Annotated in this window: 12 protein-coding genes and 2 rRNA genes; 7 read left to right on the top strand and 7 right to left on the bottom strand. The window is 71.7% G+C overall.

Going from position 1 to position 16288, the window contains the following annotated elements; translation table 11 throughout:
* Positions 1-733 precede the first annotated feature (733 nt).
* From QSK21_RS02475 to QSK21_RS02455, 5 genes are all read left to right on the top strand, one after another.
* Positions 734-2170 carry a GuaB1 family IMP dehydrogenase-related protein gene (locus QSK21_RS02475; RefSeq protein WP_285693888.1) on the top strand — a complete coding sequence of 479 codons (1437 nt, stop codon included), beginning with the start codon at positions 734-736 and terminating at the stop codon, positions 2168-2170.
* Between the two features lie 442 nt (positions 2171-2612).
* On the top strand, positions 2613-4067 hold the full coding sequence (locus QSK21_RS02470) for an LCP family protein (RefSeq protein ID WP_285693357.1): 1455 nt from the start codon (positions 2613-2615) through the stop codon (positions 4065-4067).
* An 11-nt stretch (positions 4068-4078) separates the two neighbouring features.
* Positions 4079-4513: a hypothetical protein gene (locus QSK21_RS02465; RefSeq protein WP_285693355.1), complete on the top strand. Its 435-nt coding sequence runs from the start codon at positions 4079-4081 to the stop codon at positions 4511-4513.
* 100 nt (positions 4514-4613) lie between these two features.
* On the top strand, positions 4614-5684 hold the full coding sequence (locus tag QSK21_RS02460) for an enolase C-terminal domain-like protein (RefSeq protein ID WP_285693353.1): 1071 nt from the start codon (positions 4614-4616) through the stop codon (positions 5682-5684).
* Positions 5685-5802: 118 nt separating this feature from the next.
* Positions 5803-6408, top strand: a complete 606-nt coding sequence (locus tag QSK21_RS02455; RefSeq protein ID WP_285693352.1) for a P-loop nucleotide/nucleoside kinase family protein — start codon at positions 5803-5805, stop codon at positions 6406-6408.
* Here QSK21_RS02455 and QSK21_RS02450 read toward each other — a convergent pair.
* The 4 genes from QSK21_RS02450 to QSK21_RS02435 form a co-directional block, all read right to left on the bottom strand.
* Entirely contained in the window at positions 6362-7516 is a 1155-nt protein-coding gene (locus tag QSK21_RS02450) for an acyl-CoA dehydrogenase family protein (RefSeq protein WP_285693348.1), read from the bottom strand. The two genes, QSK21_RS02455 and QSK21_RS02450, sit on opposite strands and share 47 nt — an antisense overlap.
* The gene (locus QSK21_RS02445; protein ID WP_285693337.1) at positions 7513-9537 is read right to left on the bottom strand and encodes an ATP-binding protein; all 2025 of its coding nucleotides are present in this window, start codon (positions 9535-9537) and stop codon (positions 7513-7515) included. Before QSK21_RS02445 ends, QSK21_RS02450 begins: the two co-directional genes overlap by 4 nt.
* Before the next feature lie 47 nt (positions 9538-9584).
* Entirely contained in the window at positions 9585-11120 is a 1536-nt protein-coding gene (locus QSK21_RS02440) for an acyl-CoA carboxylase subunit beta (protein WP_285693887.1), read from the bottom strand.
* 152 nt (positions 11121-11272) lie between these two features.
* Positions 11273-13186, bottom strand: a complete 1914-nt coding sequence (locus QSK21_RS02435) for an acyclic terpene utilization AtuA family protein (protein ID WP_285693335.1) — start codon at positions 13184-13186, stop codon at positions 11273-11275.
* A 134-nt stretch (positions 13187-13320) separates the two neighbouring features.
* Here QSK21_RS02435 and QSK21_RS02430 point away from each other — a divergent pair, with 134 nt between their 5' ends.
* Positions 13321-13947: a TetR/AcrR family transcriptional regulator gene (locus tag QSK21_RS02430; protein WP_285693334.1), complete on the top strand. Its 627-nt coding sequence runs from the start codon at positions 13321-13323 to the stop codon at positions 13945-13947.
* 9 nt (positions 13948-13956) lie between these two features.
* On the opposite strand, the gene QSK21_RS02425 is transcribed toward QSK21_RS02430, so the two are convergent.
* A complete protein-coding gene (locus QSK21_RS02425; RefSeq protein ID WP_285693332.1) occupies positions 13957-14565 on the bottom strand; it encodes a VanZ family protein in 609 nt (202 codons plus the stop codon).
* A 526-nt stretch (positions 14566-15091) separates the two neighbouring features.
* Here QSK21_RS02425 and QSK21_RS02420 point away from each other — a divergent pair.
* Positions 15092-15748: a dihydrofolate reductase family protein gene (locus tag QSK21_RS02420; protein WP_285693330.1), complete on the top strand. Its 657-nt coding sequence runs from the start codon at positions 15092-15094 to the stop codon at positions 15746-15748.
* 46 nt (positions 15749-15794) lie between these two features.
* Here the strand turns inward: QSK21_RS02420 and rrf are convergent.
* Positions 15795-15911, bottom strand: a 5S ribosomal RNA gene (rrf, locus tag QSK21_RS02415).
* 143 nt (positions 15912-16054) lie between these two features.
* A 23S ribosomal RNA gene (locus QSK21_RS02410) occupies positions 16055-16288 on the bottom strand; the annotation flags it as partial.

The following is a 16288-nucleotide window of genomic DNA, read 5'->3' as shown; positions in this document are numbered from 1 at the left end:
CGATTACTCGATTTGCTGACAACTGCAAGATCATTCCATTCCGGCGGGGTGCGTCGTTAAATATTGATCTTGCCCGTGTTCGCCGGGGTCGCGGGCCGTCGAAGCGTCGGCCGGCGGCCCCTGCGGCGACGAATGCGGCGCCGGGCGTACCGCCACGGCACCGCAACGTGGCATCGATCGCCGCGCGGGTCCCGGACCGTGGGGCGACGTCACGGTACGGGGCGGGGCTGCGGGGATCGCCGTGCGCGGCCCGGCGCCGGTCAGGCTCGTGACCGGTGCGGGGCCCATTGGCCCCGCGCGGCGCGCCGGGGCACGGGCGGGCGCGGCGCACCGGGTTCACCTGCGTGACCTGCATGCGCTGCTCCCGGTGTTCTGCTGTGACGCCTCCCGCGGGGGATGGTCTTCCGCGCGAGGCACATGTAAGAAAACTGCATCGCGCACGCAGGATCGTCAAGAGGTAACTTTACTCCGAGAGTAACCTCTCGTTGCACTCAAATCCGTTGCATCCCGGCGGCACCTCTGGTTACGCACCGGACGCCCGGATCGCTTGCGAAGGGCACCCCGCCGCCACCTCATCGTCACCTCGGGGCAGGGCCAAGGGGAGCCCGGAGTGCCCACCCGGCCGGTTCCTCGCGGCGCCCGGCCGGAGCACCCGGAGATATGACGCAGAATGGACGGTGGTCCAGCCACTGCGACCCCCGGACTCTGATCGCGATTGGTGCGTTGTACAGCCGTGCGCCTTCTCAACGGTGAGCGCTCCGCTCACGACCTGACCTACAACGACGTGTTCATGGTCCCGCGCCGCTCGGCGGTCGGGTCCCGGCTCGAGGTGGACCTGTCCACCGCCGACGGCAGCGGGACGACGCTGCCGCTGGTGGTGGCCAACATGACCGCGGTGTCCGGCCGCCGGATGGCCGAGACGGTCGCGCGGCGCGGCGCGCTGGCGGTGCTTCCGCAGGACATCCCGGTCGACGTCGTCGCCGACGTGATCGGCTGGGTGAAGCGCCGCCACCTGGTGTACGACACCCCGCTCCGGCTGGCCCCCGACGCCACCGCGGGAGAGGCCCTGGCGCTGCTGCCCAAGCGCGCCCACGGCGCCGTCATCGTGGTCGAGGACGGGCGTCCCGTCGGGGTGGTGACCGAGGCGGACTGCAACGGCGTCGACCGCTTCTCCCAACTGCGCGACATCATGTCCCGCGACCTGGTGACCCTGCCCGACGGCGTCGACCCGCGCGAGGCGTTCGACCGCCTGCACGACCGCGGCCACCGCCTGGCGCCGGTGGTGGACGGCGACGGCCGCCTGACCGGGATCCTCACCCGCACCGGCGCGCTGCGCGCCACCCTCTACTCCCCCGCCGTGGACGCGGCGGGACGACTGCGGGTGGCCGCCGCCGTGGGCGTGAACGGGGACGTGGCGGGCAAGGCCAAGGCGCTGCTGGAGGCCGGGGCCGACCTGATCGTGATCGACACCGCCCACGGCCACCAGGAGAAGATGATCTCCGCGCTGGCGGCGGTGCGCGGCCTGGACCCGGGCGTGCCGCTGGTCGCGGGGAACGTGGTCACCGCCGAGGGCACCCGCGACCTGATCGAGGCGGGCGCCGACATCGTCAAGGTCGGGGTGGGCCCCGGCGCGATGTGCACGACCCGGATGATGACCGGGGTGGGCCGCCCGCAGTTCTCCGCCGTGCTGGAATGCGCGGCCGAGGCACGCCGCCTGGGCCGCCACGTCTGGGCGGACGGCGGGGTGCGCCACCCCCGCGACGTGGCGCTGGCGCTGGCCGCCGGCGCGTCCAACGTGATGGTCGGCTCCTGGTTCGCCGGCACCTACGAGTCGCCCGGCGACCTGCAGCGGGCCGCCGACGGCAGGCTCTACAAGGAGAGCTTCGGCATGGCCTCGGCCCGCGCCGTCCGGTTGCGCACCGCCGACGACTCGCCCTTCGACCGGGCCCGCAAGGCGCTGTTCGAGGAGGGGATCTCCACGTCCAGGATGTACCTGGACCCCGAGCGGCCCGGCGTGGAGGACCTGATCGACTCCATCGTGGCGGGGCTGCGCAGCGCCTGCACGTACGCGGGCGCGCGGACGCTGGAGGAGTTCCACGACCGCGCCACGATCGGGATCCAGAGCCCTTCGGGCTATGCCGAGGGCATGCCGGTCTCCATCAGCTGGTGATCTTCGGGCGGACACGCCCGCACCCTCCGACATGACCGAATCCCGTGACGAAGGCCGCCACCGCCGTGACGGGGCGCGGTCGTGGCCGCACCGCCCCATGATCGGGCGGATGCGGCACGTTCGAGGACGGTGCCGCGCCCCGGCGCGGGGGCCGGGCGTTCCCCGCCGAGATGCGGGGAGATCACCGGCCTGGGGCCGCTCCCCGCTAAGATCGCGTTAATCGCGTCCCTGGGCGCCGTGGCGGATCGGCCGCCGGGCCGCACCAGGGGCCGGACGGGGTTTCCTGAGACGGGCCGCGACGCCTGGACGGGGCCGGAGCCGCGCCAAGGCGGCGCCATCCGCGCCCGGCAGGGTCGGCCGCCTGGCAACTCCTCGCCGGTTATGCGCGTCCATAGATGTAGGGCACGCGTGGGCTCACCGCGCGTTGGGGATCGGAGCGCAGATGGCGAGTCGACGTGCCGGCCGGCGTGACCGGCCCGGTGCCGCCGAGCCCGGTCTCTCCCGAGCGCTGGCCCTCACCCTGGCCTCAGCCCTGGTCTGGGGCATCGCGCACCTGGCCACGGGGCGCCGGGTGGCCGGCTGGCTGCTGCTGTCCCTCTATCTGCTGCTGGCGGCGGCCGCGGGGGTGGCGGGCGCGATCTTACGCGCCGATCTGAACGAGCTGATGGACCTGGCGGTGCGGCCGGAGCTGCTCTCGGGCGCCGCGGGCGCGATCCTGCTGCTCGGCCTGGTCTGGGTCACCGTCGTGATCCGCTCGTACCAGCTACTGCGCCCCAGCTCGCTGTCGCTCGGCGCCGGCACCGCGGGCGCGGTGGCGGTGGCCGTGCTCTGCTTCGCCGTGGCCGTCCCCGTCTCCTGGGGCGCCTACAGCACCTACCTGGCCCGGGACGCGCTCACCAGCATCTTCCAGGCCGGTGGCGGCGACGGCCGCAAGATCGACGCCAAGGATCCGTGGAACGGCCAGGCCCGGGTCAACGTGCTGCTGCTGGGCGGCGACGCCGCCCGCAACCGGTCCGGCGTGCGCACCGACAGCATGACGCTGGCCAGCATCAACACCCGCACCGGCGACACGGTGCTGCTGAGCCTGCCGCGCAACCTGGAGAACTTCCCGATGCCGCCGGGCCCTGCCCGCGACCGCTTCCCCTACGGCTTCACCGGCGACGGCGCCGGAACGCCCGGCCTGCTGAACGAGGTGTACCAGTACGCCGAGGACCATCCCGACGTGGTGCCGGGCGCCCGCAAGAACCGGCGCGGCCCCGAGCTGCTCAAGGCCACGATCGGCGGGATACTCGGGCAGCCGGTCGACTACTACATCCTCGTCGACATGTTCGGCTTCGCCGACATCATCGACGCCATGGGCGGCGTCCGGATCAACATCCCCGAGCCGATCCCGTACGGGCTGCGGGGCCAGGTGCTGCCCGCCGGCAACCGCGTCCTGAAGGGCAAGGAGGCCCTCTGGTACGGGCGCTCGCGCACCAACAGCGACGACTACACCCGGATGGGGCGGCAGAAGTGCCTGCTGGCCGCCATCGCCAAGCAGGCCGACCCGGCGACGGTGCTGACCAGCTTCGACAAGCTGGCCGCCGCCGCCAAGCGCACCATCTCCACCGACATCCCGCAGGAGCTGCTGCCGGCGTTCGTCACCCTGTCGGGCAAGGTCAAGGACGGCGCGAGGATCGACAGCCTGCAGTTCGTCCCGCCGCTGATCCACACCGGCAACCCCGACTTCGCGCTGATCCGCAAGCTGGCGGCGCGGGCCATCGCGGAGGAAGGGCAGCCCACCCCGTCCCCCTCGGCCTCCCCGACCCGCAGCCGGACCCCCGGCACGTCTTCCTCTCCCAAGGCGACCAAGCCGCAGAGCAAACCGGTCTCGCTCGAAGCCACCTGCCCCCACTGACGGGCACTCAGGTGAACCCCGCGCACCGCGTCCGGCAGGTGGTCAACGTGGTGAACCTGTCGACGCCGCTGGGGTTGCTGCTGGCCGCGGTCGCCACCCGCCCGGAACCCGGCGGCGCCCGCCTGCTGCGCGGTCCGGACGGCCTGCTCGTCACGGGCGGCTACCGCCTTCCCCTCCCGGCCGCGCCGGTGTTCACGGTCGGCAACGTGATCCTGGCCCGCCGGGAGGCGCGGACCCTGCTGGAACGGCCGCGGCTGCTGCGCCACGAGGCCCGCCACTCGACCCAGTACGCCTGGTGCCTCGGCGTGGTCATGATCCCCCTCTACCTGGTGTGCGCGGGCGTGTCGCTGGTGCTGTGCGGCGACTACTCGTCCTACAACCCGTTCGAGCGTCTCGCGGGCCTGGCGGACGGCGGCTACACCAGACGCCCCCTGCGGCGTCTCTGACGCGGCTTGCCGCGCCCGGGCGGGCGCCGATGTCTTCCCAGGTCCGCGAAGGGGGGATCATGGAGGGGTACGGACTTCTGCCGGTCGAGAGGCGGTGCGGGTGCCCCAGATCCAGGGCTGCGACGCGTTCCGGGTGGCGATGCCGCGGGGCCGCCGCCCCGAGAGCGTCCTGGTGCGGCTGACGGCGCGGGACGACGCCGTGGGCTGGGGCGAGGCCGCGCTGAACGGCTCCGCCGGTGACGGCTCGGGCGCCGACGAGGTGTGGGCCGATATCCAGGAGCGGATGGGTCCCGCGCTGATCGGCCTCGATCTGGAACGTCCCGAGGACGTGTCGGCGGCGGCCGACCTGGGCTGCCGCGGCGCGGCCGCCGCGATCGACATGGCCTGCTGGGACCTGTGGTGCCGGGCCAGGGGGCTGCCGCTCGCGCACGCGCTGGGCGGCACCCGCACCTCGATCGTGACGGGTGCCCGGCTCAGCCCCGAACCGCTGCTGGAGTCGGTGGTGAGCCGTGTCAACCAGGCGGTCGGCGCCGGGCACACGCGGGTCACGGTGGACGTGCGTCCCGGCTGGGACATCGAGCCGGTGCGGGAGATCCGCCGGGCGTTCCCCGCCCTGGCCCTGGTCGCCGACGCCGGGCACGCCTACCGCGAGACGCCCGAGCACCTGGCCATCCTGGAGGGCCTGGACGCCTACGGGCTGCTGGCGATCGTCCGCCCGTTCCCCGCCGCCGACCTGGGGGCGCACGCACGGCTCCAGCGGCAGATCGGCACGGCGCTGGCGCCCGGCATCGGCGATCTGGACACCCTGGACGCGGCGATCTCCCGCGAGGCGGGCCGCGTCCTGGACCTGAGCGCCGCCCGCCTCGGCGGGCTCACCGCGGCGCGCAGCGCCCACGACCTGGCGTACGCGGCCGGGTGGGACGTGTGGTGCACCGGCACGGGCGCGTTCGGCATCGCGCAGGCCGCCGCGGTGGCGCTGGCCGCGCTGCCGGGCGTGACGCTGCCGAGCGAGGTGTCCGACCCGGCCGGGGGCCCGGTGTTCGTGTCCCCGCCGGTGCGCTCGTCCGGCGGCGTGGTCGGCGTCCCGTACACCCAGCCGGGCCTCGGCCACGAGATCGACCTGGCCCGGATCGAGCGCCTGGCCAGCCGCCGGCTCCGCATCCCAGCGTGAGCGCGAAGCGTTCGGGGGGTCTGGGGGACCGCCCCCAGGAACAACACAGCATGACGGCGGAGCCGTTCGGGGGGTCTGGGGACCACCCCCAGGAACAACACAGCATGAGCGGCGGAGCATGAGCGGCACGGTGTGGGTGGTGGCGGGGCCGCCGGGGTCCGGGAAGACGACCGTGGCCGGGCTGCTGCTGGACCGGCTGCGCCCCGCTCCGGCGCTGCTGGACAAGGACACCATGTACGGCTCGTTCGTCGCCGCCGTCCTGGAGGCCCACGGCCGCGACCCGGGAGAGCGGGAGGGTCCCTGGTATGACGAGCATGTCAAACGCCACGAGTATGCGGGCATGACCGCCACCGCGCGGGAGGTCCGCGCCAACGGGTGCCCGGTCCTGCTGACCGGCCCGTTCACCACGCAGATCCGTTCACCGCGGCGCTGGCGGGAATGGGTGGCCGAGCTGGGCGGGCCGCGGGTGAGCCTCGTCTGGATCCGTAGCGACCCCGAGACGCTGCGGCACCGGCTGTCGGCGCGCGGATCGCCACGCGACACCGGCAAGCTCGCCGCCTTCGGGGCCTTCATCGAGCGGATGCGCCCGGAGGAGCCGCCGCCCGTCCCGCACATCCCGATCGACAACCGCCTCGCCGCGCCCGTTCCCCTGGACGAGCAGATCGCCGCGAACGTGCTCAGTACGACTTGGGAAGACCCAGGGAGTGCTGGGCCACGAAGTTGAGGATCATCTCACGGCTGACCGGCGCGATGCGCAGCAGCCGTACCACCCCGGCGAGCATCCCGACCCCGTACTCGGTGGTGAGGCCGTTGCCGCCGTGGGTCTGGATGGCCTGGTCGACACAGTGGACGGCGGCCTCGGCGGTGGCGTACTTGGCCATGTTCGCGGCCTCCCCGGCGCCCATGTCGTCGCCCTGGTCGTACAGCCAGGCGGCCTTCTGCGTCATCAGCCGGGCCAGCTCCAGCTCGATCTTGGCGGCGGCCAGGGGATGCGCCAGCCCCTGGTGCGCGCCGATCGGCGTCCTGAACACCTGCCGGTCCCTGGCGTAGGCGGTCGCCCGGTCCAGCGCCAGCCGCCCGATGCCCGCGCCCATCGCCGACGCCATGATCCGCTCGGGGTTGAGCCCGGCGAACAGCTGGAGCATCCCGCCGTCCTCGTCCCCGACCAGCGCCTCGTACGGGAGGCGCACATCGTCCAGGTGGCAGGTGAACTGCTTCTCCGGCGACAGGATCTCCATCGGGATCTGCGTGCGGGTGAAGCCGGGCGCGTCCACCGGGACGATGAACAGCGAGGGCCGCAGGTTGCCCTCCCGGTCGTGCGTGCGGGCGACGACCATGACGGCGTCCGCCTCGTCCACTCCCGAGATGAACGTCTTCTGGCCGGTCAGCACCCAGCCGTCGCCGTCTCGGCGGGCGGTGGTGGTGATGCGGTGCGTGTTGGACCCCGCGTCCGGCTCGGTGATCGCGAACGCCATGGTCACCGAGCCGTCGGCGAACCCCGGCAGCCACCGCCTCCGCTGGTCCTCGGTGCCGGACCTGGCGATGATCGTGGCGCAGATCGCCGGGGAGACCACCATGAGCAGCAGGGGGCATCCGGCCGCCGCCAGTTCCTCGGCCACCACCGCGAGGTCGCCGATGCCGCCGCCTCCGCCGCCGTACTGCTCCGGGACGTTGACGCCCAGGTAGCCGAGCCGTCCCGCCTCCTCCCACAGCTCCCGGGTCTTCCGCCCGGACCTGGCCTTCTCGACGTAGTAGGAGGAGCCGTACTTGGCTCCCAGGTCCGCGACGGCGGCGCGCAGGGCCCGCCGCTCGTCGCTCTCGACGAAGCTCATCGGGGATTCCCTTCAGGAGAGGGGTCCTGGGCAGGGGTGATCACGGCGAGCACCGCGCCCGCCTCGACCTGGCGGCCTTCCGCGGCGTTCAGCTCGGTGACCGTCCCGGCGGCGGGGGCGGTGATGCGGTGCTCCATCTTCATCGCCTCCAGGACGACCAGCGTCTGGCCTTCGGTGACCTCGGCGCCCGCCTCGGTCTCGACCCGGACCACCGTGCCGGGCATGGGCGCCAGAAGTGATCCGGGGGCGACCAGGTCGCTGGGGTCGGCGAAACGGGGACGTGCGCGCAACGCCACAGGCCCGAGCGCGGAGTCGACATACACCTCGGCCTTGCCGAGGCTTTCACGGGATCGCTCATCGCGGACGGCGCGCACCGCGAAGGCGTACCGGACGCCGGCCACGTCGAGCGTGACCGCATCGGCGCGGGCGCTGACGAGCGAGACGTCCTCGTGCCCTTCGGCGAGCAGAGCGCCGTCTCGGCCGAGACGGTAGGCGACCTCGATCACCGTCCCGTCCGCCGTCTCGTACGCCTTGCGCTGCGGCTGGGACGGAAGGTTCCGCCAGCCCGGCGGGAGCCCGCCGAGGACGGGGGCGGCGGACCGGTTGGCCTCCGCGTCCGCCAGCGCGGCGGCGAGCGCCGACAGCCGCACCCCGTCCGCGTCGGCGAGGGGGGCCGCCAGGACGTCCGTCCCGATCTCGTCCAGATAGGCCGTCGTGGCGCCACCGCCCAGGAAGACCGGCTCGGAGAGGACGCGCACCAGCAGGTCCCGGTTGGTGGTGACACCGTGGACGCGCGCACCCGAGAGCGCGGCCCGCAGGCGGCGCGCGGCGGCGGCGCGCGTGGGGGCCCAGGCGATCAGCTTGGCCAGCATCGGGTCGTAGTGGACGCCGACCTCCGCGCCGCCGCCGACCCCGGCGTCCAGCCGCAGCCCGTACCGGGACGGCGCCTCGAACTCGGCGTCCACGTCCGGGACCTCGAAGGTGTGCAGCGTGCCGGCGGCGGGGCGCCAGCCGGCGGCCGGGTCCTCGGCGTACAGGCGCGCCTCGATCGCGTGCCCGCGCGGGCGCGGCGGCTCGGCCGCCAGCCGCGCCCCCTCGGCGATCTCGATCTGCGACCGGACCAGGTCCAGCCCGTACACGCACTCGGTCACCGGGTGCTCCACCTGGAGGCGCGTGTTGACCTCCAGGAAGAAGAACCGCTGTCCGTCGCCGTCCAGCAGGAACTCGACCGTGCCCGCGCCGGTGTACCCGATGGCGCGAGCCGCGTCCGCCGCCGCCCGGCACAGCTCGGCGCGCACCGTGTCGCCCACCGCGGGGGACGGCGTCTCCTCGATGATCTTCTGGTGGCGGCGCTGGACGGAGCAGTCCCGCTCCCCCAGCGTCCACACCGTCCCATGCGCGTCCGCCAGGATCTGCACCTCGACGTGCCGGGCGCGCTCCAGCAGCGGCTCGCAGAACACCGACGGGTCACCGAAGGCCGACTGCGCCTCGCGGCGCGCGGAGGCGACGGCGCCGGGCAACTCGGCGAGCGCCCGCACGACCCGCATGCCGCGCCCGCCGCCACCGGCGGACGCCTTCACCAGGATCGGCAGGTCCGCCTCGGTGACGGTGCCCGGGTCCAGCTCCGGCAGGACGGGGACGCCCGCCGCCGCCATCCGCTTCCTCGCCTCGATCTTGGAGCCCATCGCCTCGATGACCTCCGGCGCGGGCCCCACCCAGGTGAGTCCCGCGTCCCCGGCGGCGCGGGCGAACCCGGCGTTCTCCGACAGGAATCCGTACCCGGGATGGACCGCGTCCGCGCCCGCGTCCCGCGCCGCCGCGACGATCAGGTCGCCGCGCAGGTAGGTGTCGGCGGGCGCCGCGCCCGGCAGCCGCACCGCCATGCCCGCCTCCCTCACATGCGGCGCGGCCGCGTCGGCGTCGGAGAACACGGCGACCGTGCCGATGCCCAGGTCCCGGCAGGTGCGCAGGATCCGGCGGGCGATCTCGCCCCGGTTGGCCACCAGCAGCCTGCTGATCATCGGCTTCTCGTTCACACAGGACTCACAGCGCTCAGGGTCTCCAAGGATCACATCCGGAAGACGCCGAAGCCGCCTTCGGCGCCGCGGACCGGGGCGTTGTGGACCACCGACAGGCACAGGCCCAGCACGGTACGGGTGTCCCGCGGGTCGATCACACCGTCGTCGTAGAGCCGCCCGGACAGGAAGAACGGCAGCGACTCGGCCTCGATCTGGTTCTCCACCATCTCCCGCATGGCCCTGTCCTGCTCCTCGTCGTACACCTGCCCGCGCGCCTCGGCCGCCTGCCGCGCCACGATCGACAGCACCCCGGCGAGCTGCTGCGGCCCCATGACGGCCGACTTGGCGCTCGGCCAGGTGAACAGGAAGCGGGGATCGTACGCGCGGCCGCACATGCCGTAGTTGCCCGCCCCGTACGAGGCGCCCATGATCAGCGACAGATGCGGCACCCGGCTGTTGGCCACCGCGTTGATCATCAGCGCGCCGTGCTTGATGATCCCGGCCTGCTCGTACTCCCTGCCGACCATGTAGCCCGTGGTGTTGTGCAGGAACAGCAGCGGCGTGTCGCTCCGGTCGGCGAGCTGGATGAACTGCGCCGCCTTCTGCGACTCCTCGCTGAACAGGACGCCCTGCGCGTTGGCGAGGATGCCGACCGGGTAGCCGTGCAGCCGCGCCCACCCGGTGACCAGGCTCGTCCCGTACAGGGGCTTGAACTCGTCGAACTCGGAGGCGTCCACGATGCGGGCGATGACCTCGCGCGGGTCGAACGGGGTCTTCAGGTCCTCGGGGACGATCCCGGCGAGCTCCTCCGGGTCGTACAGCGGTTCCCTGGACGGCGCGGGCGGCGGACCGGCCTTGCGGTGGTTGAGCCGCTTGACGATCTGCCGCCCCAGGCGCAGCGCGTCCGCCTCGTCCACGGCCATGTAGTCGGCCAGGCCGGAGACACGGGCGTGCATCTCCGCGCCCCCCAGCTCCTCGTCGTCGGCCTCCTCCCCGGTGGCCATCTTCACCAGCGGCGGCCCGCCGAGGAACACCTTGGCGCGTTCCTTGACCATGACGACGTGGTCGCACATGCCCGGGACGTACGCGCCGCCCGCCGTGGAGTTGCCGAACACCAGCGCGATCGTCGGGATGCCCGCGGCCGACAGCCGGGTCAGATCCCGGAACATCCGCCCGCCCGGAATGAAGATTTCCTTCTGGGTGGGCAGGTCCGCGCCGCCCGACTCGACCAGGTTGATCAGCGGAAGCCGGTTCTCCAGCGCGATGTCGGACGCCCGGAAGCTCTTCTTCACCGTCCAGGGATTGCTCGATCCTCCCCGTACCGTCGGGTCGTTGGCGACGATCACGCATTCGACGCCCTCGACCACCCCGATCCCGGTGACCACGCTGGCACCGACCTGGAAGTCGGTGCCCCAGGCCGCCAGCGGGCTCAGCTCCAGGAACGGCGAGTCGGGGTCGAGCAGCAACTCGATCCGCTCACGGGCCAGGAGCTTGCCGCGCCGGCGATGCCGCTCGACGTACTTCTCACCGCCGCCGAGCAGCACCTTCTCATGCTCGGCCGCGAGCTCGGCCAGCTTGGCGAGCATGGCCTCGCGCCGTTCCCGGTATTCGGGCCCGCGCACGTCCAACGCGCTCCTCAGCGCCACGGCACCTCCTCCGCCGGCACGGTCACGGAATCGTCGTCCCCGCAGGCACAGGGATCGTTAGGAAGCTTGGTCACGGGATCGCCTTCGCCCGGTCACAGGATTTCCTTCGGCACATCGACAAGTCGGGACCTCAGCCATTCACCGAGAGCCTTGCCCTGCGGATCGAATCGTGTCGACGCCGAGACACCCTCTTGCAGGAGTCCTTCGACGACGAAGTTCATGGCGCGGAGGTTGGGCAGGAGGTGACGCGTGACGACCAGCTCGCGCGTTTCGGGGAGGAGCGTGCCGAGCCGTTCCACGGTGAGGTAGCTTTCAAGCCAGGACCACTGCTCGCGGGTACGAGCCCAGACACCGATGTTGGCGTCCCCTCCCTTGTCACCGCTGCGAGCCCCGGCGACCCGTCCCAAGGGCACTCGCACAACACGGCTGCGGACCGGGTTATCCACAGTGCGCGGTTGCCCTTCCGCCGCCTCACCAAGGCGTTCGACAATGGAACTGGGGTCGCCCCCCTGGGAGGGCGGGGGATGGCCTCCATCCGCCTGAACCACGGACGAGGAAGCCCCGGCCGCCGGAACTTCCGACCTCGAAGCCCCCGGCCTCGAAGCCCCGGCCGGGGAAGCCCCGGCCGCCCCGGCCACAGACGCCAGACCCCCGGAAGCCGAAGTCACAGGCGCAGGGGCGATAGGACGACGCGACCCATCCGGAAGGAGGGCGACCTGCTTCACCTCCCCGTTGGGGACGAACGCGGGCGTGTACACCCCGTAGGGGCTCCCCTTCCCGGGTGGCGACGTCATCGCGAAACCCGGGTAGCCCGCCAGCGCGAGCTCCACCGCCGACCCGCTGAACGCCCGCCCCACCTTGCTCGCGTCCGGGTCGAGGACGGCGCACCGCAGCAGCGCGGTGGCCTCCCCCTGCGTCGCCGGGTCGAGTCCCGGCGCACCGATCAGCGTCCACTCCATCCTGGCTGGACGATCGGCGCCGAGGGCGGACTCGAGCTGGGCACGCGCGAATTCCGCCTTCGCCTCGATGTCCAGCCCGGTCAGGACGAACGTCATCTCGTTGCGGTGACCCCCGAGATGATTGAGGCACACCTTGGTCGTCTCCGGAGGCGGCGCCCCCCGCGTACCGCTGATCGCGACACGGTCGGGACCGTCCTCGCGCAGCTCGATCGTGTCGAAGAACGTCGTGACGTCCGGGCCGGCATAGGCGGGTCCGCCGATCTCGTACAGGAGCTGGGCCGTCACGGTCTCGACGGTCACCGCCCCGCCGGTGCCCTCATGCTTGGTGATGACGCTGGAGCCGTCCCCGTGGATCTCCGCGATCGGGAACCCCGCCGGTGAGCCACCGCCACGGTCCTTTACATTGTAGATTTCCTGGAAGAAGGCGTAGTTGCCGCCGGTCGCCTGCGCCCCGCACTCCAGGACGTGACCGGCCACCGTCGCCCCCGCGAGAGCGTCCCAGTCATCCCGTTCCCAGCAGAAATGCGCCGCCGCGGGACCCACGACGAGCGAGGCGTCCGTCACCCGCCCCGTCACCACGACATCGGCGCCCGCCCGCAGGCACTCGGCGATCCCCCAAGCCCCGAGATAGGCGTTGGCGGTCAGTGGACGCCTGTACCGCGGGTGGATCAACCCCAGCTCCTCGGCCCGGTCCAGCAGATCATCGCCCTCCACATGCGCGACCCGGACATCGACGCCCAGCCGTGCGGCCAGCTCCCGCAGACGCTCGGCCAGACCCCGCGGATTGAGCCCGCCCGCATTGGTGACGATCTTCGTGCCGCGCTCCACCGCCAGTCCGAGGGTCTCCTCCATCTGCCGCAGGAACGTGGTCGCGTACCCGGCCTCGGGGTCCTTCAGCCTGCCCCGGCCGAGGATCAGCATGGTCAGCTCGGCCAGATAGTCGCCCGTCAGGACGTCCAGCGGCCCGCCCTCCAGCATCTCCCGGACGGCCGTGAAGCGATCGCCGTAGAAGCCCGAGGCGTTGCCGACCCGCAACGCTCGCGTCATGTGCTGAACCCTGCCAGCCTCCCGGAAAGAAATCAATCATGCTTGATTGTTTCCTGGCCCGGCCCTTTGGTTGACTGGACGAGCACGCCGCACCCATCGGGCACGACCAGGACCGAGAAAGCCGTGATCAGGCCATGACCGCGCAGACGCTCCCACGCGAGCCGCAGCAGGATCGCAGCCGCGCGACGCGCGCCCGGCTCCTCGAAGCCGCCATCGACTGCCTCGCGTCCGCCGGCTGGGCGGGGACGACCGTCGCCGTGGTCGCCGAACGCGCGGGCGTGTCACGCGGAGCCGCCCAGCACCACTTCCGGACCCGCGAGGAACTGGTCACCGCCGCGGTCGCCTACGGCACCGAGGTGCGCACGGCCCAGATGCGCCGCCGCCTCAACGCCTTCGCCGGCCGACGCCCGTCCACCCTCGAAGTGCTGACGCTGCTCGGGGAGATCTACACCAGTCCCCTGTTCCGGGCGGCCCTCCAGCTCTGGGTCGCCGCGGCATCGGACGAGCAGCTCCGCGCCCAGGTCGTCCCCTTGGAGGCCAAGGTCGGCCGCGAAGCGCACCGGCTGACGGTCGAGGCCCTGGGTGCGGACGAGAATGTCCCCGGCGTACGCGAGACCGTGCAGGCCACACTCGACCTGATGCGGGGTCTCGGCCTCGCGGACGTACTCACCGACGACTCCGTCCGCCGCGCCCGCCTCCTCGCCCAATGGGCCACCACACTGGACGCCACGCTGGGACGAACCCAACCCCACTCAGCCTGATTCAGGCGGCTACCTGACGGACGTTGCCACAGCCTCCTCCGCTTCGGCCCGGCCTGCGGACGACGCTTCAGCCGTGCCGCGCCACCAGCGCCGGGACACCAGCGCGGCCAGCCCGGCACCGGCGGCGTTCAGCAGAACGTCGTCCAGAGAAGTCACCCGGTCCAGCCGCAGGACGTACTGCGCGGACTCGACCAGCATCGAACAGCCCGCCGCGAGCACCAGGATCCGCGGCACCGACGCCATCGCCGCGAACCGCATCGGGACGAACAGCCCCAGCGCCGCGAACACCAGCAGGTTCCCCCCGATCTGGCCGACCGCCGTCGTCGGCTCGTCCGCGAGGATCTCCAACAGGTCCCGCAGCGGCACCAGGTTCACCCGGGCGGGGACGGAGTCCCCCCGGCCACCCGGCAACATGATCATCCATACCCATGGCACCGTCCCGTAGACGATGCCGACCTCGGCCAGCGACCTCCCGAACGCCAACGCCGGCGCGGTGCCCGTGACCCTCCGGTGGCGCGTCAGCGCCCACACCGCCAGCACGGCCAACGGCAGTACGGCCACCGTGATGACCACCACGCCGGTGAACGTGCCGAACCAGGCATGCCACTCCTCGATCACGCTGCCTCCGCTTCCCCTCTATCGCGAGTCCCACTCGCACCCGGAACGACGTCTTCACCGATATGACGCCCGTCAGGCCGCATTCGCTGTGATGATGCGCCGAGATCTTGGAATCGCCCCCGTCGAGGCTGCGACCGCCAATCCTCCCGCCTGTCGCAGTCACGCCATACCGGTCATGCCTTCACGACCGCGCCACTCCACTGCTCCGAGCGCCCGGCACCACGCACGGCCTCGCCCGTCCTCCGCGATCAGCAAAGGCATCCCAAAGCCTACGCACCACCGCATATCGCCGACATATGCACGGCCTCACGGCGCTCGATCACTGGTCCGCGGTTCCCACACCAAGAAGGGCCGGATCCACAGAACGCGGATTCACGCCCGCGGCGACCGCCCGCATCACGATCCCGCGGACAAGGAAGAATCCATACGCCTACCCCGAAGATCACCAAGGCGTGCCACGTCAATAGGCGATGTCGAGCGCAACGCCCACAGCCATGAGCAGCTGGCCGGGACTAAGGTGAGACGCATGGCTGCCGACGGTCCGAACGTGAACCAACGCCCCTACGTCGTCGCCCACGTGGCCATCTCCCTCGAAGGCGCCACGACCGGATTCTTACCGGACCTCGGTAAGTTCTACCAGCTAGCGAGCACCTTCGCGGAAGACGTCACCCTGGTCGGCGCGGATACACCGCTCGCCCAGGAGGCCGCCCTCGCCACGGCGCCCCGCCCTGGCCCCGCACCCGACGGACCATTGCTGGCCGTGGTGGACGGGAAGGCCCGTATCCGCCAATGGGACGCCCTGCGCGATGTCGGACACTGGTCGGACGTACTCGCGCTCCACTGCGGGGTCACCCCTCCACGATCACCCGGTCGAGGCGTTCGCGAACTCGTCACCGGTGACGAACGCGTGGACTTGGCCGAAGCCATCGATATTCTCGGACGCCAGGCGAACGCCAAGGTCATCCGCGTCGACAGTGGCGGAGCACTGATCGGCGCACTGTTGAGTGCACGCCTTCTGGACGAGGTCAGCCTCCTCATTCACCCATGCCTGGCCGGCCCGGAAGGGCTCCGCTTCTGGTACGGGACGCAGCCGGCCGCCACCGCCGACATGAGGTTGATGGCGAGCGAGTCCTTCGACGGCGGCCTGGTCTGGCTCCGCTACCGAACCTCGCCACGCCAATAAAAAAAGAAGGGCCCCGCCGTTTCCGGCGGGGCCCTCCCTAATATGAGTCCGGCGGCGTCCTACTCTCCCACACAGTCTCCCATGCAGTACCATCGGCGCTGGAGAGCTTAACTACCGGGTTCGGAATGGGACCGGGTGTTTCCCCTCCGCCATAACCACCGAACGACCCACGCACACCCCCAACCAGGGGGTGGCAAGACTCATCCAAGCCACAAGGCCCGATACACCTATCACAACGGGTTCCCGTTTGTTGCCTGAGAACCACACAGGGACGCGAACACCACAACACGACGACCACAACACGTGTGTGTCAAGTCGCTCGGCCTATTAGTACCGGTCAACTCCACACCTCACAGTGCTTCCATCTCCGGCCTATCAACCCGATCATCTACCGGGGGCCTTACCCCACCCCGAACAGGGCAGGAGGGAGAACTCATCTCGAGGAAGGCTTCCCGCTTAGATGCTTTCAGCGGTTATCCCGACCGAACGTAGCCAACCAGCCATGCCCCTGGCGGGACAACTGGCACACCAGAGGTCCGT

Origin of the sequence: Actinomadura sp. NBRC 104412 (genome assembly GCF_030269515.1) — a bacterium.
Taxonomy (GTDB): Bacteria; Actinomycetota; Actinomycetes; order Streptosporangiales; family Streptosporangiaceae; genus Spirillospora.
The sequence above is the reverse complement of the archived record's forward strand: the minus strand, read 5'-3'. Positions and strand labels throughout refer to the sequence as shown.

What these genes read in the sequence shown, in the direction of transcription:
- QSK21_RS02470 (WP_285693357.1), top strand. Translation starts at nt 2,613, where the DNA reads ATGGCGAGTCGACGTGCCGGCCGGCGTGACCGGCCCGGTGCCGCCGAG.
- QSK21_RS02455 (WP_285693352.1), top strand. Translation starts at nt 5,803, where the DNA reads ATGAGCGGCACGGTGTGGGTGGTGGCGGGGCCGCCGGGGTCCGGGAAG.
- QSK21_RS02450 (WP_285693348.1), bottom strand. Translation starts at nt 7,516, where the DNA reads ATGAGCTTCGTCGAGAGCGACGAGCGGCGGGCCCTGCGCGCCGCCGTC.
- QSK21_RS02445 (WP_285693337.1), bottom strand. Translation starts at nt 9,537, where the DNA reads ATGATCAGCAGGCTGCTGGTGGCCAACCGGGGCGAGATCGCCCGCCGG.
- QSK21_RS02440 (WP_285693887.1), bottom strand. Translation starts at nt 11,120, where the DNA reads ATGCTCGCCAAGCTGGCCGAGCTCGCGGCCGAGCATGAGAAGGTGCTG.
- QSK21_RS02435 (WP_285693335.1), bottom strand. Translation starts at nt 13,186, where the DNA reads ATGACGCGAGCGTTGCGGGTCGGCAACGCCTCGGGCTTCTACGGCGAT.
- QSK21_RS02430 (WP_285693334.1), top strand. Translation starts at nt 13,321, where the DNA reads ATGACCGCGCAGACGCTCCCACGCGAGCCGCAGCAGGATCGCAGCCGC.
- QSK21_RS02420 (WP_285693330.1), top strand. Translation starts at nt 15,092, where the DNA reads ATGGCTGCCGACGGTCCGAACGTGAACCAACGCCCCTACGTCGTCGCC.